22 protein-coding genes are annotated in these 24829 nt (G+C 40.1%); 5 read left to right on the forward strand and 17 right to left on the reverse strand.

What is annotated here, in order from left to right:
* Positions 1-95: 95 nt before the first annotated feature.
* The 5 genes from CNR22_14775 to CNR22_14795 form a co-directional block, all read right to left on the reverse strand.
* A complete protein-coding gene (locus CNR22_14775) occupies positions 96-572 on the reverse strand; it encodes a hypothetical protein (GenBank protein ID PBQ32985.1) in 477 nt (158 codons plus the stop codon).
* 552 nt (positions 573-1124) lie between these two features.
* Entirely contained in the window at positions 1125-1685 is a 561-nt protein-coding gene (locus CNR22_14780) for a hypothetical protein (protein ID PBQ32986.1), read from the reverse strand.
* Between the two features lie 24 nt (positions 1686-1709).
* Entirely contained in the window at positions 1710-2060 is a 351-nt protein-coding gene (locus CNR22_14785; protein PBQ32987.1) for a hypothetical protein, read from the reverse strand.
* A gap of 232 nt (positions 2061-2292) precedes the next feature.
* Positions 2293-2832: a lipocalin gene (locus tag CNR22_14790; GenBank protein ID PBQ32988.1), complete on the reverse strand. Its 540-nt coding sequence runs from the start codon at positions 2830-2832 to the stop codon at positions 2293-2295.
* A 35-nt stretch (positions 2833-2867) separates the two neighbouring features.
* Positions 2868-3677, reverse strand: a complete 810-nt coding sequence (locus tag CNR22_14795) for a heme oxygenase (protein PBQ32989.1) — start codon at positions 3675-3677, stop codon at positions 2868-2870.
* Positions 3678-3946: 269 nt separating this feature from the next.
* Here CNR22_14795 and CNR22_14800 point away from each other — a divergent pair, with 269 nt between their 5' ends.
* Together CNR22_14800 and CNR22_14805 are read left to right on the forward strand one after the other, a co-directional pair.
* Positions 3947-6349, forward strand: coding sequence for a TonB-dependent receptor (locus CNR22_14800; protein ID PBQ32990.1), 2403 nt, complete (start codon positions 3947-3949; stop codon positions 6347-6349).
* Positions 6331-7200, forward strand: a complete 870-nt coding sequence (locus CNR22_14805; GenBank protein PBQ32991.1) for a hypothetical protein — start codon at positions 6331-6333, stop codon at positions 7198-7200. The genes CNR22_14800 and CNR22_14805 overlap by 19 nt, the downstream gene beginning before the upstream one ends.
* A gap of 1 nt (position 7201) precedes the next feature.
* Here the strand turns inward: CNR22_14805 and CNR22_14810 are convergent, their stop codons facing one another.
* From CNR22_14810 to CNR22_14820, 3 genes are all read right to left on the reverse strand, one after another.
* Positions 7202-7777: a hypothetical protein gene (locus CNR22_14810; GenBank protein PBQ32992.1), complete on the reverse strand. Its 576-nt coding sequence runs from the start codon at positions 7775-7777 to the stop codon at positions 7202-7204.
* A 1-nt stretch (position 7778) separates the two neighbouring features.
* On the reverse strand, positions 7779-8765 hold the full coding sequence (locus CNR22_14815; GenBank protein ID PBQ32993.1) for a metallophosphoesterase: 987 nt from the start codon (positions 8763-8765) through the stop codon (positions 7779-7781).
* A gap of 428 nt (positions 8766-9193) precedes the next feature.
* Positions 9194-11986 (reverse strand): hypothetical protein, encoded by a 2793-nt coding sequence (locus CNR22_14820; GenBank protein PBQ32994.1) that lies wholly within the window; start codon positions 11984-11986, stop codon positions 9194-9196.
* 175 nt (positions 11987-12161) lie between these two features.
* Here CNR22_14820 and CNR22_14825 point away from each other — a divergent pair, with 175 nt between their 5' ends.
* Together CNR22_14825 and CNR22_14830 are read left to right on the forward strand one after the other, a co-directional pair.
* Positions 12162-12425 carry a hypothetical protein gene (locus tag CNR22_14825; GenBank protein ID PBQ32995.1) on the forward strand — a complete coding sequence of 88 codons (264 nt, stop codon included), beginning with the start codon at positions 12162-12164 and terminating at the stop codon, positions 12423-12425.
* A gap of 160 nt (positions 12426-12585) precedes the next feature.
* Positions 12586-13158 (forward strand): NADPH-dependent FMN reductase, encoded by a 573-nt coding sequence (locus CNR22_14830; GenBank protein ID PBQ32996.1) that lies wholly within the window; start codon positions 12586-12588, stop codon positions 13156-13158.
* A gap of 36 nt (positions 13159-13194) precedes the next feature.
* On the opposite strand, the gene paaD is transcribed toward CNR22_14830, so the two are convergent.
* The 4 genes from paaD to CNR22_14850 all read right to left on the reverse strand — a co-directional run bounded on the left by paaD (position 13195) and on the right by CNR22_14850 (position 18142).
* Positions 13195-13602 carry a phenylacetic acid degradation protein PaaD gene (gene paaD, locus CNR22_14835; GenBank protein ID PBQ32997.1) on the reverse strand — a complete coding sequence of 136 codons (408 nt, stop codon included), beginning with the start codon at positions 13600-13602 and terminating at the stop codon, positions 13195-13197.
* A 1-nt stretch (position 13603) separates the two neighbouring features.
* Positions 13604-14950: a phenylacetate--CoA ligase gene (locus tag CNR22_14840; protein ID PBQ32998.1), complete on the reverse strand. Its 1347-nt coding sequence runs from the start codon at positions 14948-14950 to the stop codon at positions 13604-13606.
* A 197-nt stretch (positions 14951-15147) separates the two neighbouring features.
* A complete protein-coding gene (locus CNR22_14845) occupies positions 15148-16704 on the reverse strand; it encodes a choline dehydrogenase (protein PBQ32999.1) in 1557 nt (518 codons plus the stop codon).
* A gap of 25 nt (positions 16705-16729) precedes the next feature.
* Positions 16730-18142 carry an aldehyde dehydrogenase gene (locus tag CNR22_14850; GenBank protein PBQ33000.1) on the reverse strand — a complete coding sequence of 471 codons (1413 nt, stop codon included), beginning with the start codon at positions 18140-18142 and terminating at the stop codon, positions 16730-16732.
* A gap of 227 nt (positions 18143-18369) precedes the next feature.
* Here CNR22_14850 and CNR22_14855 point away from each other — a divergent pair, with 227 nt between their 5' ends.
* Positions 18370-18771, forward strand: a complete 402-nt coding sequence (locus tag CNR22_14855; GenBank protein ID PBQ33001.1) for an acyl-CoA thioesterase — start codon at positions 18370-18372, stop codon at positions 18769-18771.
* Positions 18772-18918: 147 nt separating this feature from the next.
* On the opposite strand, the gene CNR22_14860 is transcribed toward CNR22_14855, so the two are convergent.
* From CNR22_14860 to paaI, 5 genes are all read right to left on the reverse strand, one after another.
* On the reverse strand, positions 18919-19860 hold the full coding sequence (locus tag CNR22_14860; protein PBQ33002.1) for a hypothetical protein: 942 nt from the start codon (positions 19858-19860) through the stop codon (positions 18919-18921).
* Between the two features lie 12 nt (positions 19861-19872).
* Complete coding sequence (locus tag CNR22_14865) at positions 19873-21921, reverse strand: phenylacetic acid degradation bifunctional protein PaaZ (GenBank protein ID PBQ33003.1); 2049 nt, start codon at positions 21919-21921, stop codon at positions 19873-19875.
* A 120-nt stretch (positions 21922-22041) separates the two neighbouring features.
* Positions 22042-23247, reverse strand: coding sequence for a 3-oxoadipyl-CoA thiolase (pcaF, locus tag CNR22_14870; protein PBQ33004.1), 1206 nt, complete (start codon positions 23245-23247; stop codon positions 22042-22044).
* 7 nt (positions 23248-23254) lie between these two features.
* Positions 23255-23752, reverse strand: coding sequence for a phenylacetate-CoA oxygenase subunit PaaJ (gene paaJ, locus CNR22_14875; GenBank protein PBQ33005.1), 498 nt, complete (start codon positions 23750-23752; stop codon positions 23255-23257).
* Between the two features lie 299 nt (positions 23753-24051).
* Positions 24052-24825, reverse strand: coding sequence for a phenylacetate-CoA oxygenase subunit PaaI (gene paaI / locus CNR22_14880; protein ID PBQ33006.1), 774 nt, complete (start codon positions 24823-24825; stop codon positions 24052-24054).
* Positions 24826-24829: the final 4 nt, after the last annotated feature.

Consider the following 24829-nt stretch of genomic DNA (forward strand, 5'->3'; position numbering starts at 1 on the left):
AGTTGCTGAAAGCAGTTCGCTGGTGGTACACAGTTACCTGTTGCTTGAGTGTCGCAATCAAAGCGGTTTTTAATTGCATCTATTTAATTTTGCATCTATTTAATTTTGCTGCTTGTCAACTGTAACTGTTTGTAGTCGGGAATTATTTCAGGATCTCTGTAGCTTTCAATGAAGTCGTCAAGTGATTCAAGGTCCTGCTTATTAAGTGGTTTATTGCAATAGTCAAAAATACCTATGGTCATTGCCGCACCGATATGAGAGGGACAAGTGTCTATATAAAGACCTATTACGTCCCTGAGTATTACCTCAATGTTATTGGGAAGAGAATAGCTGTTAATGATGTGTGTAGCCGCATTGATCGCACTTTGTTTCCAAAGTTTTAAAATGTCAAACTCAACAAAATTTGGATACGCTTCCTTGAACGTCGCCCACTCACAGGCGTCTGTAACAGTTGATTCAGTATTTGTCTGAACGATTTGAATAGTCACAGCTCCGTACCTGCCTCTACCATTGAGCGTTTTAGCATACTTATATGTCAAAGGTCCATGGTCAAAGGCAGTTTTGTTTGTCATAGCAAAATGTTTTTTGTCTACTGAGGTTTCGGCTCGGAGAAGTCTGTACCAACAGTCACTGCTAACGAAGGCGAGCTGCCGCCGGCGAAAAAACAAATTTCGACGATGTTAATCCCGATAGCTATCGGGAGTGAAGTTAAAATAAATTACGCAAAAGCAAAACTGTGTCACGCCGCAACGCGGCACCAAACTAAAATTGCTTTTGCATACGCGATGCTGTCTCTCCTCCGCGGTGGCGACACGTTTGCTGTTATGCGGACGTGTTTTTTTGTCCGTCTATTTAGCTAGGAAATCGAGGGACCCTTTTTTAATTAATTTCATATATTGTTTGGGATTATTATTCTTGTCGGTAAAAGAAATAACAGCACCGTCCTGACCAGCCCAATAAAGAAGTTGAAATGAGTCTTGGCTTACAATTATGTCCGCCGGAACATAAGATGCCGAAGTAGATTGCCAATCATTAATATTATTGTCGACCCATTTTGAAAAACGTATGTATTTCTCAGAATTAATAGGTAGTTCGATCTCACGTCTGACGTTACCAGCTTTTCTCTAACACAAAGCTGCTTCATGCAGCACTACATATTTTTGATCACTGCCAATCATCTTTTTTAGAATCGTAATTTTATTGCAGTCAAATTCTCCCTTATAATCAAATTGGTCGAGGGAATTTAGTTTTTTGAAATCAATGTTAGGAATGGATTTCACAATGGTGATATGAGGAGAAATTTTATGAGCATTGCATTTGAATTCTTCCAGCAAAGATCTATTCACAGATTTAATAGGCGCTGGATTCTTAATTTTTAAAACCAGCGATTTTTTCACCTGACCATGATGGTAGACATCTACACCGTCCAGCTTTATTTTAAAGCCTTCGGTGTTTTTTAAGGCTTCTGTAGTTTTACGAATGATAAATTCATCCATACTATAGTTTACTGTCCACTTAAAAAGGGAAAGGTAAGGCACCGACCATAAGTTTTCGGCTGACAAATGAATAGAGCTGTTTACAATACGTTTATAAAGCTTTACTTCTTTTTCCGTTTTTTGATCAGGTTGAATAAGAAAAAAATATTCGTAAAGCTCGTCGCTAAATAAATTTAACTGTCCGGTCATAATAATAGTTTAAAGCTTTTAAAATCAGGCCGCTTGTTTATGATGCGTTCTGCTTGTTACAGTTTGCTCAAATTCAAAACTTCTTAGAGAAAGACGGATTGTATTAAACGTTTCTTTTAACTCGCTCATTTTATTTTCGAAGATCGCCTTCTGGCGGTGGGTAAACTTCGCGCACAAGTATTCATTAAATAACCAACTTACACTTTCAATTGCATCTATCTGCCTCTCTACTTTTTTTAGCGGACGTAAAGCTAGTACCAATTCTCTCGCATAGGCCAGAAATTGCACGTAAGCATAAACCCCACCATGTTGGTTCTCATAGTGGATTCCCTCAATCAGTGTGAAATAAGTTTCGATTTTTTTAGAAGTCTTCATAAGTCTTGGTATTAATGTTTACACAAACTTACTACACAAAGTAGTTTTACTTTGCTACGAATTATAGTATTAACAAAAATACAGCTTCTAACAGTAGAAGAACTTGCAGCCCAAAGCATGCAATTGCAATTGTACATGACAGTATTTCTTTTCTGCCTGCAAAAAAATCTGCGAAATAATCTTAGCGGTAGGCGATCATTGTTTATCTGTGTAATCAGCGTCAGTAAATGAATCAGGACTTGTCCTGCTGCACCCAGATTAAATTCTCAATCTTATAGCCAATCGCTTTAGCTTTATTAAGGTACTCTTGTTTTATGTTTTCAGGAATTGTTTTTTCGCGTGAAAGAAGCCACAAATAGTCGAGGTTTTTTCCTGCCACCAGGGCATATTTATAATCCTCGTCAATAGCTATAACATTGTAACCCGCGTAAAAGGGACCAAAAAAGGAAACTTTTAATTTCGCTTCTTCTGGGTCACCCGCAGATCTTGCTTTCCCTATGCTTTCTTCCCATGTATTCTTCTTGTAGTTGTAGCCTTTATTGTCAACCTTAATAAAACCATTGTCTTTTAACGAATAAGTTGCGGTTACGTTATTAAGGTTTTTTTCAAAGCGGTAATCGAAGCGTGCAATTTCATACCATTTACCAAGGTATTTTTCTTTCTCAAAAGGCTTTACAGCTTTGGCATTTTTAGGAATGGTCTTACACGAGCTAATTATGGCTGCTGTTACAGCGGCAAGAAGAACTGCGCCAAGTATGTATTTTGCTTTCATACACTAAAAGATGCAAAACTGATGCCTGTTTAAGCTTACAAATGATGTTTATTAGCTTTAGACCCTTTTTGCTCTTTTATTTTTTCAAGGATAGAATCCCAGAGCTGGATGCGTGCAAGAAGTGAACGATTTACTCCATTAGTGGCTTCTTCCCATTTTTTCTCGTCTGTACCGCAAAGTTCCAGGGTCATTTCCTGCGCCAGGGTGGAGAGATTGTTTTTTTTACCTGAAGCATTCAGACTTAAATAATAATTGAAAATGCTAATGTGCTTCGGATTTTTCTGTTCTAACTCATCTACCAGCGACTTAAACATATCGGGTAATAAATTCCGGCGGCCAAATGTAAATACCGCGGCTTGCACATGAAGTTTATCTCCGTGAATGGAAGTTTGAATGGTATTTTTAATAAATTTTTTAGCTGTGTCAGGTATGGTGCTTTGATCTAAAGAAATACTGAACGATTGACCATCGCTCAACTCGTGCAGAAACGAGGTAACGGCGTCGGTATTGCAGCCCGCTTGTTTCATGGCATTAAGATAAAGCTCATAATGACTCAGGCGGTTCCCATCCTGGTCGAGTCCACTTTCTTCTTCCAGTACAATACTATTAATCAGGAAACGGGTGTTCGGATTTCCTTTTGGAATCCAGGGCACATGAATGGACGTAAGTTTTTGTTGTAAAACTTTTAACGCCGACATAAAATCCCACACAGCGAAAACGTGATTCTCCATAAAAATCTTCAGGTCCTCCAGAGTCTTGATTTCACTGTATATCGCGTGATTCTTGATTTGTTCTCTTAGCGGTTCAATTTCTTTCTGTAATTGTTCAAGTCTTGCGTTTTTCATAATTTAGATTTTAATAAATTAAATAGCCTGAATTTTGTTTCTGTGTTTTAATGACACAGCTTTGGATTTATCAAGGTAAATAAAATACGTTTAAAAAGGAAATCGATTTTTGATTTCATAGAAACAATTTAACAGGTTTATTGAGTTGTAAGTGAGGGCGATAGACTTAAGTTTGAGGAGATTTTGAGGTATGTTTGGCAATATTATGTGGAAGCTGCCGTTAAGGTAAATTAACAAAAGCTAATTTACCACCCACACACACAAAGCGTATGCGACATTTTTTTTTATGGACTCTTGTTTTATGCAGTAGTTTAGGCTTTGCACAAACACCTGCCAAATACACTATTTCGGGATACATTAACGAAAAAGGAAGTAGGGAAAATCTTCCAGGTGCTACCGTATATGTGCCAAAGCTTAAGGTCGGCGCAGCAAGCAACAGCTATGGTTTTTATTCTATCACTTTGCCCGCTGATACAATTGAAGTGCTCATTTCTTATGTAGGCTACAAAGCTCAGGCTTTTAAGATTCAGCTGAATAAAAATATTCAGCTAGACATTGAAATGCAAAGTAATTCCCTGTTGGAGGAAGTAGAAATTACGGCAAAAAGTGAAGAGAGTATTAGTGAAGATGTGCAGATGAGTAAAATTGATTTACCGGTGGAACAAATTAAAAGTCTGCCTGCACTGTTAGGTGAAAAAGATGTTTTAAAAGCTATTCAGTTATTGCCCGGTGTTCAAAAGGGAAGTGAGGGTAGCAGCGGTATCTACGTGAGAGGCGGAGGACCGGATCAAAATTTAATTATTTTAGATGATGCTACCGTGTACAATGCCAGCCACTTATTTGGATTTTTCTCTTTGTTTAATGGCGATGCGCTAAAAAGCGTTGAACTTACTAAAGGTGGATTTCCCTCCCGCTACGGAGGGCGCCTTTCTTCGGTCATAGATATGCAAATGAAGGATGGTAACAAAGAAAAAATAAAAGCGGATGTCGGCATAGGATTAATTTCATCGCGGCTCACACTTGAAGGCCCGCTTAAAAAAAACAAAGCCTCCTTTTTAATTTCCGGGCGACGCACTTATATCGATTTTTTAGCTCGTCCTTTAATTAAAAAATATTCTGAGGGTGTTATTGCTGGATATTATTTTTATGATCTCAATGCCAAACTGAATTATAATATCAATTACAGGAATAAAATTTATTTGAGCGGGTATTTTGGAAAAGACAAATTTTATTTACGCGATGATCAAAGTGACGCTACTTATACTCAAAAGACGGAGGCTGGTCTCCAGTGGGGAAACGCGACGGCTACATTACGGTGGAATCACCTGTTTACAGATAAGTTATTTTCAAATATCTCTTTAATTTGTTCAGATTATAAGTTAGGGGTTAAATTTAAGGAAACAGATGACTTCGGATCGTTTGATTTGAAATACAATTCAGGAATACGGGATTATTCTGTGAAAGGTGATCTTGATTTTTTCCCCAGCGCAAATCACAAAATTAAAACGGGCCTTGTGGCCACTTTTCATCACTTTACACCCAATGCAGTGGTTTATAAAGAGTCAAGCGAACCAGCCTCATCAAAAAAAACGGTGATAGATGCAACAGAGGCAGCAATATATGTAGAAGATGATTATAAGATCACACAAAAATGGAGAATCAATGCAGGCATTAGACTAACCAATTTTAACGTCCGCAAAAAGTCCTACATAAATCCTGAACCGAGATTATCTGTGCGCTATGCAATTAACAAAACCTTGTCGGTAAAAGCAAGTTATGCCACTATGAACCAATATCTGCATTTGCTTTCCAATTCGGGCTATAGTTTGCCAACCGATCTTTGGGTGCCTGCCACAGATCGTGTTAAGCCCCAACAATCCAAACAAGTAGCATTAGGTTTAGCAAAAGATTTAAAAATTAAGGAGATGGATTTTTTAGTTTCATTAGAAGGATATTACAAGAGCTCAAAAAATGTGATAGGGTATAAGGAAGGCGCCTCTTTTATAAATATAGATGATATCAATCCTTATACTACAAGAAAATACACTTACGAAGATGCTGTAACATCCGGTAAAGCAGAAAGCTACGGTGCTGAATTTTTTCTCCAAAAGAAAGCTGGCAAATTTACTGGATGGGTAGGCTATACACTTTCATGGACCTGGTTGACTTTTGATGAACTTAATTTTGGAAAACGTTTTCCTGCCCGGTACGACAGGCGTCACGATATTTCTGTTGTTGGAATTTATAAACTAAGCAAAAAAATAAGTTTTTCGGCTGTGTGGGTTTATGGTACAGGTAATGCCATTACACTTCCTTTATCCACATACCAGTTAAAAGATCACAGTTCCCAGTACTCTCAAACCATTGTGTCGCAGCAGGCATTATCACACGGCTATCCGGTTACTTATAACGACAATCCCATTGTAAACGATTATGGTGAGAGGAATAGTTTTCGTATGGCGTCCTACCACCGCCTGGATGTAGCTGTGCAGTTTCATAAGATCCGGAAAAAATACGAACGTATATTTGAACTCGGACTCTACAATGCCTATAACCGCAAAAATCCCTTTTTTTATACAACACAAGTAGATCGTAAAACGAACGAAACCAAATTAATTCAGATTTCTTTATTCCCAATTATCCCATCAATTTCATGGACATGGAAATTTTAATAACCGCCACAGCAAAAATGAGAAAAATTGCATCGCTCCTTTTTATTCTTACTAGTTTCTTTTGCATAACATCCTGCGAAAAAGATGCTAAGGTGCGCTTGCCTGAAATTCCTTCACGCCTGGTCATCGTTTCTTTTCTGTCTCCACAGGACACACTACTGAGAGTGGAGGTGACGCAAAGTGAGCCTTTATACAATAACGCTAAAAAAAATAAATATAAACCGGTTGAAAATGCGTTCGTTACAATAAGCAGCCAACTAGGATCAGGAACATTCGTATATGACCCGGTGTCGGAGTATTACGTGCTTGATTCTGCTTTGCTTAAAATTCGGGAGGGAATAGTCTACACAATTTCTGTAAGTACGCCCGATGGCAAGTCAGCCAGTGCTTCCACACGTATTCCCTCAGCAAATACTAGTTTGGTTTTCGAGCAAAACCCTGACTCTACTTTAAAAATAAAGTGGACAGACCCTGCTGAGACCGAAGATTATTATAGGTTATTCTGGCAGAGTTCAAGCTATTATTTATTTGAGGGCTACAATCAAAACGGAAATTTTTCAGATACTATTTACACGAAATATGTTACTGCAGAATGGTACCCGGATACCGAAAGTAAGAATGGTGTACTGTCAAGTTCCGTTCAGTTTTATTATAATTTTCTGTATGAACCCGATACCTATATTTACCTTCTACACGTTTCTAAAGAATATTACGACTATCATACCAGGTTACAACTCGCGCTAAACAGCGGTACAAATCCCTTTTCAGAACCTGTGCCCATGTACTCTAACATAAATAACGGCTATGGAATTTTTGCCGGGTATAACAGTTATCGGGTAAATGCACCATAGATTAATGGATGTAGAGCTTAAGCCCTGTGCCAAAAAAGAAAATATCATACAAGCTCAGCGATCTGGTATTGGGAATGTAACTGTGCACATAGAGATCGTTGGTATTAGCTTCAAAATACCACGCAGCGCGATCTATATGTTTTTTTTCTATTCTTACCGAAATTTGTGTGCTTAAGAAAAAATGAAAACGTGTGCTTTTAGCCCACCAATAATACCCTTTGGGGTATTTGTCATTCCAGAGAACAGTGGTGTGTTCATTAAAATTTTGATTGATAAACAATCCGGTTTGCAGCGGCTCGAATTTTAGTTTTTCAGTGACGTCTAGTTGAAAAGGATTGTAAGTGAATTTTAAAACCAGCGAATTATTTATACCTCCAAATTTTTTTGGCACTCTCCCGTATAAAAGTCCGAGCTCCACTTTATCGTAGCGACTAACTTTCGAAACACCGAAAGTGTAAAGTCCCGTACTTCCTGCATACTGGCCGGTAAAAGCAGTTTTAGGAAGTGCTTTAAAGATTTGAGCCTGAAAGTCTCGAACTGAAAAGAGGATACAAAGTATGTAAAAAAATCTGAGCATCTTAATAAGACAGAATCTGTTTGATAATGGTTCCGTGAATGAATTTCAAAACGATAAATTCTTTTTTTACTATAGCATTTGCCGTCATATACCTTACGCCATCGTCATAATAAACTGAATCAGTGGCGCCATGCAGGTGGGCGTGTAACGATACAATAAATCCTGGTGTAGAATTTAATAGTTTCCGGTAAGGCTGCTCCAGGCTTTTGTCGAAGTCTTCGTTATAAGGTGAAATGTGTGAAACTCCCACAAACCATTTTGGTGTTTTATCTTTCAATTCTGCATCCATCCACGACAGGTTAGGTGCCGTGCCATCAAATCCGTATTCACGACCATTTGTATCATGAAATAAAAACTTATAGTCTTTGTAGATAAAACTATAGTTCTTTTCTCCAAATAGTTTTGTGTAGATCTCACCATTGTCCTCAATGAGGTCATGATTACCAACAGCGCACAAAAAGGGAACATTGAGCTTTCTTAATCTTTCTTCCACCCATAGGTATTCCTGCGCTAGCGCAAAGTCGGCCACATCCCCTGCAAGAACAAAAAAATCAATATTCGGAAGCGTATTTACTTTTTTTACCAGGCTTTCAAGTTCATCATAAAATCTTTGTGAATCTCCGCTGTATACAATGGTAACGGTATCGTCGCTATGCTCGCTGTCAGCTAACAGTTTTGTAATATTCAAAGCATTTAGGTTTTTGCTAATCAGCTCATCCTTAACGTCTTTTTGATAGGGGCTATATTCGAACTTTTTACAGGAATAGAACACTGCCAGCAAAAGAACGAGAAAAGTAAAAGGAGTACTAATTTTAATCATAAAAAAAGGATGCACATTGCATGCCAGCAGGGTCGCTGTTTTTCTTTGCGATAAGTCAAAATTTTTTTTAAGATTTTTTAAGTACTGTCTTCTATTAAAAGATAGTATCTTTACATCAGAATAATTGTTTCTTCTTTTTTTTGGGTAAAAGAAAAACTCCCCCGCCACGAGCAATCGCTGGCGGGGTTCTTCTTTTATAGGGGTTTATAGTCTATGCAGTAGAGTTCAGCTCCAGAATAAAAGTCAGAGTAATTATATAAATTCTGGTGCTATTTATTGGAGTTTAATTTTTGGCATTCCTCCCTGTTTCAACATTCTGTTCGTCTGAATTTTTAACGCAATACGAACGGTCGCCTGTTAACAGGAAAAAAACTTTTTCAGCCGCCATGTATTTTTCTGTAACACTAGCGTCGCCTTTATTTATAGTGCCTGTAGGTGGCAGGTCGTCATAAATTTAACTTGTATAAAATTAAAATTTGCATTAAAAGTTCAAAGAAAAAAGAGGATGAATTTCTATGCTGGCAGTAGAGCCTTTGGTTAAAAAAAAATCCCTTCACAAGGCTGTGAAGGGATTCTTAAATAATTAGAACTGTAATTTAGTTTTTTATAATTTTAAAAGTGTTTAAGGATGCTGCCGATTTTATCTTTAAATAATAAACCCCATTAGCATAAGCGCGCAAATCAATACTTGACTTTTGAGCGTCAGTAGTGCGTTCAGATAGTAGTCTTCCGCTAAGATCGATTACCTGAATGGTTTTAAGGGTGGCATCGTTAAATTCTACAAAGAATTCACCTGCACCCGGATTTGGAAATACACGAAACCCAATCGCATTTTCGGTGCTAAGGCTACTGCAAACATCAACCGTAATAGCTACAGAGCTTGTATTTGAGCAGGCAGTTAACATATCTGTATACGAATAAACAGCAGTGTAAACTCCAGGAAAAATATTGGGATTAAAAGTGTTATTGTTAACATTTTGACCGTAATAGAAACCTCCCGATGGGGTGCCTATCAAATTTAACTGGGCATCGCTTGTGCAAACCAAAGTGCGTTCAGATATTACACCTACTTCCGGAAGCGGATTCACTAATACCGCATGTGTGGATGATCCTTTGCAACCGGTAATGGTATTTGTACCTGTTACGGTAAACACGGTAGTAGCAGCAGGTGTTACGCTAATTATCGCTGTAGTAGCGCCTGTATTCCAGCTGTAAGTATTCGCACCGCCTGTAGTAAGATTTAAAGATTCTCCTATACAAATCTGGCTGGCTCCTATTATAGGCAACACAGGAGCTGGATTTACCAGAACCGTGGTAGAAGCAAGAGATTTACAACCGGTTGAAGTATATGTTCCTGTAACAGTGTAAATGCTGGTAACGGGAGGGTTTACGGTAATACTCGAACTTAAACTTCCTGTACTCCAGCTATAAGTATCTGCTCCGCTTGTAAAAAGGGATGCCGAAGAACCTGCGCAGATGGGTGTTGGAAGATTAATGGTAAGTGTGGGACTTGAAATAACGTTTACTTGTCCCACTGCAGAACTAAAGCAACCTGTTACGCTGCTCGTTCCTGTAACTGTAAAGTCGGTAGTAACGTACAGAGTATCTATTTGCGTAGTGAGGGTAGAGCCATTACTCCAGTTGTAAAGATGAGCGCCGCTGGCAGTTAAAGTAACGCCCTGACCCGCGCATGCAATGGTGGGTATACTAGCGCTTACCGTTGGATTTGGAAGCGAAACTATTTGTATAGTAGTAGTATTTTTACAACCGGTAATCATACTGGTTCCACTAAGGGTGTAAACGGTTGAAGCATTGATTGTTTGCGTGATATTAGCAACGGGAGCGCCGGTGCTCCATGTATAAGTATCTGCACCTGATCCTGAAAGTGATACCGTAGTTCCTTTGCATGCAGAGGCCGGAGAATTTATAGAAATAACCGGGAGATTTAAAACGGTCACCAACGTTGTTGTTGATTCGGAGCAGCCTGTAGCAGTAATAGTTCCGCTTAGCGTATAAAGTGTGCTAATGGTAGGACTCGGAGAGATGCTTGGGGCGATGGTGCCGGAATTCCAGCTATAAATATCTGCTCCACTGCCGGTAAGCGTAATGGTTTGTCCTGAGCAACTTGATGTCGGAGTGAGGATGGCGAGTGTAGGATTAGCGTTAACCAAAATGCTGTGTATTGCCGTGGCTGAACAATTGGTAACAGCGTCGGTGCCAATAACACTATACACGCTATTGGTAGTTGGGGCAACATCGATAGTTAAAGTGCTAACACTTGTATTCCAAAGATACGAACCTGCGCCGCCTGCTGTAAGGGTGATAGTAGTTCCTGAGCAAGTAGCAGATGGACCTGTAATAGCAACAAGTGGCAGAGGATTAACACTGGCAGTAACAGCCAGTGTGCTACTGCAACCGCTCGCAGAAAATCCTGTAACTGTATAGCCAGTAGTTGAAAGAGGGTTGGCATTTAAACTTGCTGTAGAAACGCCGTTACTCCAGCTGTAGGTAGAAGCCCCGCCAGCAGTGAAGTTTACAGCTGCTCCTGCACAAACAGAGGCTGAGGTTCCTGAAATGTTAAGCGTTGGTGGTGTTGAAGGTGTTAGTGTATAGGCAGTTAATGAATTCAAACATCCCAGAGTAGTATACATTTCCACACGCGATATGTTACCCGATGCTTCCGACCATATATCGATGGGAGCGTTAGTAGATAAAGCATATTGCATTCCCATGCGATTAAGCGTAAGCGTGTTGCTTCCCAGTGAAGCGCTGTAAGGAGCAACATTGGCATACGAATTATTATCTGCCCTGTCTCCTAAAATACCAATGATATCACCGGCGTAAACCGGGATGTTTACCGAAATAATCCCAGTACTCGAATTATTCTGCGTGAGGTAAAGTGTATTAAAACTGTTTGTAACACTCGAATAAATGGGAGGAGCTCCGTTAGTGAATTTAAGAACGGCTATATTCGAACTTCCGGTGCTTGCATCTGTTGGAACCCGAAGCCCTGTAATCACAAAGTCAACAGGAGCTGTAAAATAATAACCTCTTGTAGTGGTTGAATAGATGCTTCCATGGGGAGGCAAAGTAAGTGATTGTGTACTTGTAGGAGCCAGTTGCGCAACGTAATAAACGGCCGCAGTAGTTGGTACGGCGATAGCGGATCCTGTTCCTATGGCATTTCCTCCGTAAGCGTTAACATACCAGGATGTTTGCAGGGAAGAAATTCCGGTAGCAGATAAGGTGCCATTAGTGGCTGAACCGGCGCAAAATGCTGTGGGTGTAATAGTGGGTGTTACAGGTGCAGTACACTGGGCTTTTAAAGGAGTACTCCTTAAAAAAACAAGTACAACAACTAGCAAAGCTAATTGAATTGGGTTTTTCATAGACGTGGGTTTACTTTTCGTAAATATAGACAAAAAACCGCTCGCTGCCCACACCCCGCCTTTATACGGATGGGTAAAATTTTCTTCTATTTTACGCTGAATTTCTCATTCACGCCGCTAAAACTGGATCAAATTCTGGCACAGAGTTTTTATAACAGTAATAAAAAAACTGATTATGAAAAATACAGGAACAATTTTAGGAGCACTTTTAATTGGTGCAGCTCTTGGAGCAGTAGCGGGAATTTTACTGGCACCGGATAAAGGTAGCGAGACACGCAAAAAATTAATGGAGGGTTCAAAAGATCTTGCCGGAAATCTAAAAAATAAATTTATGAGATCGGCTGAAAAAGTAGAAGATTTTGCAAATGAGAAAAAAGAAAATCTGGAAGAATTTTACCATAACGTGCATTCAGCGTCAAACCCTGTGGCCACTGCCTAAGTATCAAAAACGCTAAAAGGAAGAGCTGCCAGATAAGGCAGCTTTTTTTTTGCAGACTCCCGTTAAAGAATTTTAAATTCTATGTGGGAGCGGTGTCTTAAAGGATACTGCCCACTCTTGACTCTATAGGAATTGTACTTTTGACGACTTAAAATTACTTATGTATAAATTAAAAATCATCTCGTCAACCGTAAGACCGGGCCGGAAAGGTCCGACTATAGCAAAATGGATAAAAAGCATAGCCGACACTAACGGGAATTTTGAAGCAGAGCTTCTTGATCTCGGTGAAATTAATCTTCCTTTAATGAATGAAGCCGTTCACCCCATAATGAAACAATATGAGCACGAGCATAGTAAACAATGGAGTGCAAAAATTGAAGAAGCAGACGCGTTTATTTTTGTAACAACCGAATACGATCACAGCTATCCTGCGTCTCTGAAAAATTCTTTAGAGTACCTGGTGCATGAGTGGGGATACAAGCCTGCAGGTATTGTGAGTTATTCGGCAAGTCCTTTTGGAGGTGTTAGAGCGGTGCATAGTCTCAAACAAGATCTTCTTTCCTTGAGAACTATTGCTTTGCATGAAACAGTGATTATTCCCGGCTTAAATCAATTGATTAATGAAGATGGAGCATTTACTCCTACAGAAATAATTTCAAAATCTGCTGAAACCATGGTGACGCAGTTGGTGCGATGGACAAAGGGCATGAAGGCAATTAAAGAAGATAAATAGAATTTAAAAAAGTCCCTGTAAAGCCGGGGACTTTTTTTATTCTACAATTTTACCGGTTCTGTATGCCGTCCCTTTAAACATACAAATCAGTTCTCCTTTTTGATTGGTGGTGCGAATGTCATACAGACCGGTTTTATTTCCAAGATGAATTTCTTTAGCTTCCACAACCAAAACATCGCCTTCTACACAAGGTTTGGTAAAGGTTATGGAGACATCTAAAGCAACTGTTATGATGCCATGAGAGTTGCAGGCAAATGCAAACGCTGAATCGGATGCTGAAAATAAGACACCGCCGTGAATTTTTTCGAAGCCATTCAGCATGTCTTTTTTTACAGTGTAATGCAATTTGCAATAACCGGTTTCTATTTTATCTATTTCTAAGCCGAGCCATTTTGTAAAATGGTCGCGTTTTATCATAATGGCTAATACCTCTTCTGGAGTCATTTTATTTTTTTCTTAGATCAAGTATACGGTTTAATTTTCCACCTTCGCTTCTCGGGATAGTTCCGGGACAAGCCAAATGTATTTTCATCGATAAACCGATATCGTCTTTTATTTTTTTACTCAATCCTTTGTGGGCAAATTGAATTTTTTCATGTTTTAAAACATCCGCGTCGCTGGCTGAGGTTTCTTTTTTAATGCCTTCAAAAAGGGCGCTGGCTATTTCAATGTTAACTTCCGCTTCATCCATAGCGCCTTCGCGACTAACAACGAGTTGGTAGTTAGAGCTGAATTCTGAAAAATGTTCTAGCACTGCTTCTACTTGTGTATGAAAAAGATTGACGCCGCGAATAATTAACATGTCATCTGAGCGTCCTACTATTTGGCCCATTTTTACGTGTGTACGTTTTGCACTCTTGTCGTAATAAATATTAGTAATGTCATTGGTCCAGTAACGGATCATTGGCATGGCTTCTTTAGTAAGCGTGGTGAAAACAAGAACGCCGTTAGTTCCTTCTGGTACCGGTTCTCCGGTGTCTTTATCAACGATCTCCGGGTAAAAATGGTCCTCCCAAATATAACTGCCTGTTCCTTTTTCTTCAAAGTCTTCTTGCGAAACACCAGGACCAATAATTTCAGAGAGGCCATAAATATTGGTGGCCGTTACACCTAATTTGGCCTCTACTTCCGAACGAATGCTTTCTGTCCATGGCTCGGCTCCAAGGATGGCATATTTTAAATTCAATGATTTTAAGTCAATTCCTTTTTTCTGAATAAATTCTGCGATCGCTAAAGCATAAGAAGGCGTACAACAAATAGATTCACTTTGAAAATCCTGCAACAACATAATTTGTTTTTCAGTACCACCACCCGAAATAGGAATCACCGTCATTTCTAATTTTTCAGCGCCGTAATGTAAACCTAAGCCTCCCGTGAAGAGTCCATAACCATAAGCGTTTTGAAGCTTCATGCCTTTTTTACAACCAGCCGCCGTTAAAGAACGCGCTATCACTTCTGAAAAAAGATCAATGTCATTTTTTGTATAGCCTACAACAATAGGTTTGCCTGTAGTTCCACTCGAACAATGTAATCTTACCGTGTCCTGAACCGGAACAGTAAACAAACCAAAAGGATAATTATCTCTGAGCGCTACTTTTTTTGTAAAGGGTAATTTATGAAGATCGTTTACGGTCTTAATGTCAGAAGGTTTTAAACCTTTCTCATCTAATTGCTGTTTGTAAAAAGGAACTTTCGCATAGACGTTTTGTAGTTGATGCTGTAATCTCTCGTTTTGAAGTCTGCGTAATTTTTCGAGTGGCATGGTCTCGATATCTTTATTGAAGTAGCTCATTATTTCTTGTATTTAAAATGATCCTCTTGGCCCGTAAACGGTGAGAAGTGTTGTAACAAATGTAATTTTTTAAAAGCAAAAATCAGGCGTACACCTGATCTTGCTTTGGCTTATAAGAACTAAAAAAACTTAAATTAAAAAATAGAATTTCTACTACGGTTTAAAAAGTCTCACGAATTCAAACGAATCTTCTCTTATCAAAATGGTTGATGTAAGGCAACGGTCCCGGTGCTTCTGCCAGCATGTTTTGCTTCGGCACGAATCATATCAGCTGCTTTTTCACCAATCATAATACTTGGAGCATTAGTGTTTCCAGAGGTTACAGCAGGCATAATAGAAGCATCAGCAACTCTCAATCCTTTTACGCCGTGTACTTTTAAGGTTGGATCAACAACAGCCATTTTATCAATTCCCATTTTGCAGGTTCCCACCATATGGTGGTAGGTGCCACATGACTGACGGATGTAATCGATCACTTCTTCTTTTGTCTTATTTTTTCCCGGAAGAACTTCTTCTTTCATCCAGTCTTTCATAGCAGCTGTATACCCTAATTTACGACAGAGTTCTACGGCTTCGTATAAAGCATTTAAGTCAGCGTCATCTCCTAAGTAGTTCGGATCTAAATAGGGCGCGTCTGCGGCATCTGTGGTTTTTAATTTCATTTCACCGCGACTCACGGGACGAATTAAACCAGCGCATAAGGTAAAAGCGTTAGTAGGTCCGGTAAATCCCGGAGAGTAGTATGGTAATCCCATGAACAAAGGTTGTAAGTCTGGAGTTAACATATCGGGACGACTTTTCCAGAAGAGCTGAGCCTCCAGTAAATTTGCCTGAGGTGGAGGAATTTGTTGTTTAGATTCGAAGATCACACTTACTAATAAATGATCGTGTAAATTTTGTCCAACGCCCGGAAGATCTGCGACAGACTTGATTCCGAGTTTCTTTAAATCTTCTGCATTACCCACACCAGACAACATAAGAAGCTGAGCAGAACCAATAGCACCGGCAGAAAGAATAACTTCTTTGCTTGCCTTTACCGTTACTTCTTTGCCATCCTTTTTATAAACAACACCTGTGCAGGTTGTTCCTTTAAAAGTTAATCTTTGCGCAGGAGCATTGGTAATCACCGTGAGATTTTTTCTTCCTAAGGCGGGTACTAAAAATGCCTTTGCTGTTGAACAGCGTTCACCTTCGGGAGTTACCGTCAATTCACATAAGCCGGCACCCCAAATATCTGTGTTGCAATCTTCATTGAGTGGTAATCCTAATTCCGCACAGGCTGCTAAAGAAACAGTAGAGATGGGATTTGGATGCTTGATGGTTGTTACATGCAATGGGCCGCCAACACCATGCGTTGCACTTGCCCCTTTTTCATAATTTTCTGATTTTTTAAAATAAGGAAGAACACTTTTGTAGTCCCATCCATTACAACCCTGGTAAGCCCAGTTGTCATAATCAGAATAGTGGCCACGCACATAAATCATTCCGTTGATAGAACTACTTCCGCCTAGTGTTTTTCCACGTGGCCAGTAGCGCGGCGTGTTACCCGCATGCGTTTGCGGTTCTGTCATATATGCCCAATCACGCTCTGTTTGCCAGGTTCCGGGCCACCCTGCAGGAGCGTGTATATTTGGATCGTTGTCCGGACTTCCTGCTTCTAACAGCAGGACATTTGTTTTTGTGTCTTCTGTAAGACGGGCAGCAATTACACTGCCTGCAGAGCCTGAGCCGATAATGATATAATCGTAATCCATAGTAAAGTGTATTAAGGGTTAATAGTTATTTTTTAATACTGATAATTTGCGGTTGTGTTACTGCTTTTAATCCATCGATGCCAAATTCTACGCCGTAACCAGAATCTTTGGCGCCACCAAACGGAACCATTGGATGTATAGCGCCGTGTTGGTTGATCCACACTGTTCCGGCTTCGATACGTTTTGCTACTCTGGCTGCTTCGGCCAGATCTGTGCCCCATACAGAAGCGCCGAGTCCTGATTCGCTGTCGTTGGCTTTTGCAATTGCTTCCTCAATGGTTTTGTATTTAATGATGGGTAATACCGGACCAAATTGTTCTTCGTCAACAAGTCGCGAACCGTTATCAATGTCTCCAATAAGGGTTATAGGATAAAAGTAGCCCGGCCCTTTCATAGGTTCGCCACCACGAATAATGCGGGCTCCATTGGCTTTAGCATCATCGACTAAACCTTTCACAATATCAAACTGCATTTTGTTTTGAATCGGCCCCAATACATTACCTTCTATCATTCCGTTGCCCATAGGCATTTGCGCAGACACAGCATCTAAGGCACTTATTACGTTTTCATAATCATTTTCATGCACGTATAAACGTTTTGCACAAGCGCAAGTCTGGCCCATATTTATAAATGCTCCCCAGAAAAGATCTCCGGCAATTTTTTGCGCGTCGGTACCTGGTAAAACTATAGCAGGATCATTTCCTCCGCATTCTAGTGTTAGACGGGCCATATTGCCTTTAGAAGCATCAATGATTTTACGTCCTGTTTTTGTAGAGCCGGTAAACATGATTTTATTCACATCTTTATTTTCAATTAACAGAGCTCCGATTTTTCCATCACCCGTGATAACATTTAAAACACCGGCAGGAAGAACCGTATTCATAAGACGCACCATTTCCAGCGTTCCGATAGTAGTGTATTCTGAAGGTTTAATTACCACCGTATTTCCCGCGCGTAACGAAGGAACAATTTGCCAGATAGCAATCATCAAGGGCCAGTTCCACGGTGTGATAGCACCAACAACGCCAAGTGGTTTGCGGTGCAACTCATCTCTGCGTGTATCATCTTCAAAAACAACTTCTACGGGAAGATCTAAGGATGCAGGAACCTGGGTCCAGCCCACGCAAGCTTGCATCTCGAACAGAGAGCCCGGTCCGGCGAGTGGTTTACCTTGTTCTTTGGTGATCCATTCTGCTAAATAAGGGGAGTTTTCTGCAAGAACTTCCGAAACTTTCATTAATATTTTTTTTCTTTCGTCGTCGCCTTTGGCAGCCCAGGCTGGTTGCGCAGCCTTAGCTGACTTTACAGCACTCTCAACGTCAGCGGGGGATGAAATAGATGCTGAACCTATTACCTCACCGGTAGCAGGATTTTTTACTTCGAAAGATTTTCCGGAATCAATCGCTTTACCATCAATCATGAATTTGTAAGTTGCCATAGCCTGTTTAAATTAAATTAGTATAAAGCAAATGTATAGGCGATTACAACGGAACTTCTAACACTATTGTGATAGATTATATCAGGATAATCTCTAAAAAGTAAGCACTTACTTTTTCTGACCGCAAATGATTGAGCTTTGAGACTACATATAATAATGTATAAAGTGGCTTTATTTTTTTTGCAGGGAACATCCACAGGATCAGGTTTTTCTGATAACTTTATCTCATGAATTTTTATACGCGTAAATTAATAAGACCAGAAGATCTGAATGCGAACGGAACCTTATTTGGAGGAAGTTTGCTGCGCTGGATTGACGAAGAAGCTGCCATTTATACCATTATTCAATTAGATAATTCAAAAGTAGTAACCAAGTTCATGTCCGAAATAAATTTTGTGAGCTCGGCACGTCAAGGAGATATTATTGAAATGGGAATTGAGGCTACTGCTTTTGGAAAAACCTCCATTACGCTTTCCTGTGAGGTGAGAAATAAAATTACACACAAAAGTATTTTAACAATTGAAAAAATGGTTTTTGTTAATGTAAATGAAGCGGGAGAGCCCGCCCCACATGGCAAGACGGAGATTAAATATACAGACGAAAGGTTATCTCCAAAACGTAATAGTTAAAACTGTCCTCTGAATCTAAAGATGTTCGTATTTGCGGGAGGCCAATGCATCCTCTTTAATTTTTCAATTCCTAGTCTGGCAATTCCCTTTTTACGATCTGTATAATCTGTGGCTGAGTTTGTAAATCATCGAGGTTAAAATTTAATTCTAATCCTGCTCCTTGTGTAAGCGATTCCTGTATGCTACCGGGGTCATGCCCAATTGACGTTTAAAAATTTGGTTAAAATAACTTTCGCTGTTAAAACCACATTTAATCGAAACAAATTTTATACTGTGATGTTCTGCGTCATCTAATAGATCTTTGGCAGTGTCAATTTTTTTCTTGAGAATGAATTCTACCGGTGTTAAACCAAAGGCTGTTTTAAATTTCCTGAAGAGTACAGCTTTGCTAACACATGCAATGTTACAAAGATCGTCAATACTGATGGGTTCTGTGAAATTCGCGTTAATATGATTTACTGCTTTTGAAAAATTATCGGAAACATTCTGAACTTTCGCACTTTTTAATAAAAGTTCACAGGAATGTGTTTGGCTTAATCGGATGATTAATTCACTCGTCGCAATTTGCATTATGCTTTCATAGTCGAGATTTTTTTCCTGAGCTATTTCCGCAATTCTTTGCGCTAAGCGATAAAGCCCATTTTCTTCGAACAATAGAAAATCTTTATGGTCCTGCAAATACTCTATGTTTTTTTGAATGGTCTTTGCAGAATTGTTTTTTAAGAGGACTTCAATCTGTTTCAGAATGACGTTCCTGTTAATAGTTAATGTTAAACAAAGTGTTGGATGGGTTTTTGATGCGCCCGGAAGGTCAATCAGCATGGGAACATCCGGTGACACTATAAAAACCGCTCCCGGTAAAAACTCAAAAGAGCTTCCATCTATGCGCATTACTTTTCTGCCACTTAACATGATGGCTACCGTGGGATAATTGAACTGGAAACCTATGTTATCGGCTTCTTCCAGAGTTTCATAGAGTGTGAGTTCACAATTATCAAAAGTAAAAACCGTCGGAATTTCCACTAAAGGACTCCGTTGCTTTTGTATGGGAAGTGCTCTGGCTGAATTCTCTTTTGTCTTTAAACTCACACCCTTAAGGTACTAATTTTCATTTAATTTTTTTACCATGGTTAAAATGGTGGTAATAGCAACTGTTTCTTTTGTGTCGTCGTAAACTTCTACCTGCCATTTTACAATGCCCTTAGCAACGTCATTTTCATCTTTTTTCTCTTGAGGAACTTTCTCTTTCACCGTCAAACGCACACCTATCGTAGTTCCGGCGTATACGGGTTTTGTAAATCTTAATTCGTCAATTCCGTAGTTTAAGAGTACCGGACCTTTTTTTCTTTCTACAAATAACCCTGCTGCCGCGCTTAAAACAAAATACCCATGTGCTACAGTTTTCTCAAAAATGGTTCCGTCGAGGGAAGTAGCATCTGTATGAGCATAAAAATGATCCCAGCTTAAATTGGCGAAATTGGAAATATCTGCATCCATGATTGTTCTTTTACCTGTTGTAAACGTTTCACCTATTTGTAGTTCTTCAAAATGTTTCATGAAAGGATGCACCTTATCTTCAAACTGTTCTGATCCCGGCTGATAAACGTTACTCACGGCGGTAATAAATGTTGGAGAACCCTGAATGGCGACCCGTTGCATATAATGTTTTACACCTCGTAAACCACCCATCTCTTCGCCACCTCCGGCTCTTCCCGGTCCCCCATGAACCAGGAGTGGAAGTGGGGCGCCGTGGCCGGTACTTTCTTTAGCGGCTTCTGCGTTTAATATTAAAACGCGCCCGTGATAAGTACCGGAACCAAGTACATACTGTTTTGCTAAGTGTTTGTTAGCGGTTACAATTGTACTCACCAGCGAGCCCATGCCTTTTTTGGCAAGGGCAATCGCTTCTTCCATGTTATTATAAGGCATTAAAGTAGAAACTGGACCAAAGGCTTCTACCTCGTGTGCTTCTGTTGTTAAAAGTGGATTCTCATTCAGCAGTAAAATCGGACTCATAAAAGCGCCTTTTTTACTGTCGGCATCCATTACTGTAACACTGTCTAAAGACCCATAAATGATTTGTGACGATGCTAATAATTTTTGCACTTGTTCAATTACTTCTGCGCGCTGTGTTAATCCTGCTAAAGAACCCATTCTCACTTTTTCATTTAATGGATTTCCAATGGTTGTTTGAGCGAGCGCCTTTCCTAAGGCGATTTGTACGTCTTCTATTTTATTTTGGGGAACAAAAATTCTTCGGATAGCAGTACACCTTTGTCCTGATTTTGTGGTCATTTCCTTGCGAACCTCTTTAATAAAGATTTCCCACTCCGGCATGCCAGGTGTAACGTCCTCTCCCAACACTATACAATTTAAAGAATCGGCTTCCATGGTGAACGGCACGTTCTCACGCATGATAACTGGATTTGATTTTAATAAGAGGCCTGTACTTGCAGAACCTGTGAAGGTTACAACATCTTGCGACATCGTGTGACTTAGTATATCTCCTGCAGAACCACAAATCAATTGTAAAGCCCCTTCGGGTAAAATCTTAGAAGCAATGATTTCTCTTACAACCGCTTCGGTTAAGAAGGATGTTACTGTTGCAGGTTTTACCACCGCTGGAACTCCGGCCATAAGATTGACGGCGATTTTTTCAAGCATGCCCCAAATTGGAAAATTAAACGCATTGATATGAACAGCTACGCCTTCTTTTGGAAGTAAAATGTGATGACCCATAAAATGGCCTTCTTTTCCAAGTATGTGCGGTTCGCCGTCCAGGCAAAAAGATTCGTCGGGAAGTTTTCGTCTCAAAGAAGCGTTCGCAAAAAGATTTCCAATACCTCCTTCAATGTCTACCCAGCTGTCGGCCTTTGTAGCACCCGTTTGATAGCTGATCAAGTAGAATTTCGCTAAATGTTCACGCAAATGAAGGGCAAGAGCCTTTAACATTAAACCTCTTTGTTGAAAAGTGAGTTTGCGTAAAGCAGGGCCGCCCACCGTTCTTCCGTAATTTAAAACACTGGCGAAGTCAATGCCTTGAGTGGAGGCGTGCGCTATAACATCGCCCGATACTGCATTGTACAGCGTTTGACCTTCACCGTCGCCGCTGATCCATTTTCCGAGAATATAATTTTCTAATTTTTTCATCGTTTAATTTTAATGCTTTTCTGAGGATTATTTTAACACAGATAAAGTTTGCGCTTGTTGCGTTTTCAGGTGTCTAAAGTGCGTTTCAAAAAGGGGGTTACACCAAGTGTGGTGGAAGCGCTAAACTCTTTCTATAACCACTGCAAAACCTTGTCCTACGCCAATGCACATGGTTACGAGTGCATACCGTTTTTGTTGAAGTTGTAGTTCCATTGCAGCAGTTGTTAAAATGCGAGCGCCACTCATGCCTAAAGGATGTCCTAAAGCGATAGCGCCTCCGTTTGGATTAATTCGGGCATCATCGTCTTTTAATCCCCAAGCTCTGATCACTGCTATACTCTGCGCAGCGAAGGCTTCGTTTAACTCGATAACATCCATGTCGTTAATGGTAAGACCTGCTTTTGTTAACGCTATTTCGGAGGCCGGTACAGGCCCAATGCCCATGATGCGGGGTTCAACACCTGCAACACCACTACTAAGTATGCGTGCAAGAGGTTTTAAATTATACGCCTTTACTGCTTTTTCGGAAGCCAATAATAAAGCGGCAGCTCCATCATTTAGGCCAGCTGCATTTCCTGCAGTTACGGTTCCCTCTTTTGCAAAGGCCGGACGCAGTTTGGATAAAACTTCAAAAGTGGTTGTGGGTTTTATGAACTCGTCTTTCGCAAAAACTAAGTCGTCTCCTTTTTTTTGTGGAATAGAAACAGACACTGTTTCTTTTTCAAAACGCCCTGCTGCCTGTGCCTTCGCAGCTTTTTGATGTGAACGCATTCCGAAAGTGTCCTGGTCTTGACGATTTATGTTGTATTGCCTGGCAACATTCTCGGCGGTATCACCCATCGAGTCTACTCCATACAACTCTTTTAATTTTGGGTTAATAAAACGCCAGCCGAAACTACTGTCAAACATTTGTGCATCTCTTCCAAAAGCAGAACTGGTTTTAGAAATAACCCATGGACCGCGCGTCATGTTCTCCACACCCCCCGCGATAATCAAATCAGCATCGCCGGTTTGGATCGCTCTTGCCGCACTGATAGCTGCGGATAGTCCCGAAGCACATAAACGATTCACCGTCTCCCCGGGAACCGTTATAGGTAGTCCTGCCATTAACCCCGCCATGCGGGCCACGTTGCGATTATCTTCGCCAGCCTGGTTTGCGCAACCTAAGATAACGTCGTAAATTTTTGATTGGTCAATAGTCGGATTTCTTTTTAGCAGCTCTTTAATGACCAAAGTTGCTAAATCATCCGGACGAACTGCTGCCAGCGTTCCGCCAAAATTTCCAATAGGTGTTCTCACACCATCAATTATGTATGCGTTGTTCATAAATTGTTTAACGGTGACATTTAAAATAGTCGAAAGGTTCTTTGCAATCCTGGCACTGGTAGAGCGCTTTGCACGAAGTTGAACCGAATTGACTCATGACTTTTGTGTTCTTAGAATGGCATTGCGGACATTCCACAATCACTTCTTCACCAAATAATTGATGCACGTGTGGCGAGGAATCTACGGGTGGTGCAATGCCATAAGCCTTTAACTTCTGTTTGCCTGCTTCAGAAAACCAATCGGTGGTCCAGGCGGGGCTTAATTGTGTTTTGATAGTTACCTTTTCAATCCCTTCTGCTAAAAGTGCGAGACGAATTTCAACCGCGATCATGTTCATGGCAGGACAACCAGAATAGGTAGGTGTGATGATAACCTCTACAGAACTATCTTCGTGCACAACAACATCGCGCAAAACACCAAGGTCAGCAATGCTAATTACAGGGATTTCCGGATCACAAACATTTTCCAGTACTTTCCATATTTCGGCTTTATTTAATGTTATCATGTTTACCGTTTTAGATTTCTGCTAAATGAAACACATAGAGACATAGAGGGTATAGATTGATCAGCAGTGTTTCTATTAAGGTACATATAGAATTTGGATCCGCGTTCCAAAGTTAGTTTAGCGGTATTTCTGAGATATAGCATGTATGAAGTTTTCTTGCTTTCGTTTTTTTTCAGTTAGTTTATTCTTAGTGCCTTGGCAAACATTTGAAACGAAGCTTCAAATTATATGAGCCTCTATCCTCTCTTTATGCATCCAGCTGATCCTATGTATCTATGTGGTTAAAACATGTAGTCTATTCACCACTGCAGTCCCGGATAAGCCCGCTGCACACTTTGCATCTCCGCAAGCAGGTAACTTAAATGTTCAGAGTGTTTGCCGGTTTTACCACCTTGTTGCACATTGTTTTTTGTTGTCGGTACAGTTAAGGATGCTTGTGTGAAAACATCCGTCACTTGTTCCAGCCATGTTTTTTTTATCGCTTCAAAATCTGGAATTATTTTTTGCGCTATCAGAATTTTTTCATCGGCTGTAGGCTCTGTCAATTCTCCGCTAAACATCCACAAAGCTTTTAACGCTGTCTCCATTTTTTGTTTACTGACATCTGTTCCATCTCCTAAACGAATCACCCATTCAGAACTCCATTTAATATGATAGCTGACTTCTTTAAAAGATTTTTCTGCTATTGCTCTGAGTGTTTCGTCCGGGCTTTTTCTTAATTCAGATAACACATGGTAATGAAAGCTGTCGAATAAAAATTGACGTAGTATCGTGTGCGCAAAATCTCCGTTCGGTTGTTCGCACAATAAAAGATTTTTAAATCCTTTGCTTTCGCGAAAATACGCATAATCGTCTTCTGACTTTCCTTTTCCTTCAAGACTTGCAGCGTAGTCGTAAAAATTACGCGCCTCGCCAATTAAATCCAGAGCAATGTTGCTCATTGCAATGTCCTGTTCAATAACCGGACCGTGTCCGCACCATTCAGAAAGACGATGGCTTAAGATCAGGCTTGTATCAGCCATAGACAACACATAGTTGAATAAAGAGTGCTGATTGTTTTTTTCTTTTTCCATGACT

The organism is Sphingobacteriaceae bacterium (assembly GCA_002319075.1).
Taxonomy (GTDB): domain Bacteria; phylum Bacteroidota; class Bacteroidia; order B-17B0; family Aurantibacillaceae; genus Aurantibacillus.

Bases quoted from the DNA above. Each gene is read 5' to 3' on its own strand.
- CNR22_14780 (PBQ32986.1), bottom strand. From the start codon at position 1,685: ATGACCGGACAGTTAAATTTATTTAGCGACGAGCTTTACGAATATTTT.
- CNR22_14855 (PBQ33001.1), top strand. From the start codon at position 18,370: ATGAATTTTTATACGCGTAAATTAATAAGACCAGAAGATCTGAATGCG.
- CNR22_14790 (PBQ32988.1), bottom strand. From the start codon at position 2,832: ATGAAAGCAAAATACATACTTGGCGCAGTTCTTCTTGCCGCTGTAACA.
- CNR22_14845 (PBQ32999.1), bottom strand. From the start codon at position 16,704: ATGGATTACGATTATATCATTATCGGCTCAGGCTCTGCAGGCAGTGTA.
- pcaF (PBQ33004.1), bottom strand. From the start codon at position 23,247: ATGAACAACGCATACATAATTGATGGTGTGAGAACACCTATTGGAAAT.
- CNR22_14800 (PBQ32990.1), top strand. From the start codon at position 3,947: ATGCGACATTTTTTTTTATGGACTCTTGTTTTATGCAGTAGTTTAGGC.
- CNR22_14775 (PBQ32985.1), bottom strand. From the start codon at position 572: ATGACAAACAAAACTGCCTTTGACCATGGACCTTTGACATATAAGTAT.
- CNR22_14865 (PBQ33003.1), bottom strand. From the start codon at position 21,921: ATGAAAAAATTAGAAAATTATATTCTCGGAAAATGGATCAGCGGCGAC.
- CNR22_14825 (PBQ32995.1), top strand. From the start codon at position 12,162: ATGAAAAATACAGGAACAATTTTAGGAGCACTTTTAATTGGTGCAGCT.
- paaJ (PBQ33005.1), bottom strand. From the start codon at position 23,752: ATGATAACATTAAATAAAGCCGAAATATGGAAAGTACTGGAAAATGTT.
- CNR22_14810 (PBQ32992.1), bottom strand. From the start codon at position 7,777: ATGCTCAGATTTTTTTACATACTTTGTATCCTCTTTTCAGTTCGAGAC.
- CNR22_14830 (PBQ32996.1), top strand. From the start codon at position 12,586: ATGTATAAATTAAAAATCATCTCGTCAACCGTAAGACCGGGCCGGAAA.
- CNR22_14795 (PBQ32989.1), bottom strand. From the start codon at position 3,677: ATGAAAAACGCAAGACTTGAACAATTACAGAAAGAAATTGAACCGCTA.
- paaD (PBQ32997.1), bottom strand. From the start codon at position 13,602: ATGACTCCAGAAGAGGTATTAGCCATTATGATAAAACGCGACCATTTT.
- CNR22_14805 (PBQ32991.1), top strand. From the start codon at position 6,331: ATGGACATGGAAATTTTAATAACCGCCACAGCAAAAATGAGAAAAATT.
- CNR22_14820 (PBQ32994.1), bottom strand. From the start codon at position 11,986: ATGAAAAACCCAATTCAATTAGCTTTGCTAGTTGTTGTACTTGTTTTT.
- CNR22_14850 (PBQ33000.1), bottom strand. From the start codon at position 18,142: ATGGCAACTTACAAATTCATGATTGATGGTAAAGCGATTGATTCCGGA.
- CNR22_14840 (PBQ32998.1), bottom strand. From the start codon at position 14,950: ATGAGCTACTTCAATAAAGATATCGAGACCATGCCACTCGAAAAATTA.
- paaI (PBQ33006.1), bottom strand. From the start codon at position 24,825: ATGGAAAAAGAAAAAAACAATCAGCACTCTTTATTCAACTATGTGTTG.
- CNR22_14785 (PBQ32987.1), bottom strand. From the start codon at position 2,060: ATGAAGACTTCTAAAAAAATCGAAACTTATTTCACACTGATTGAGGGA.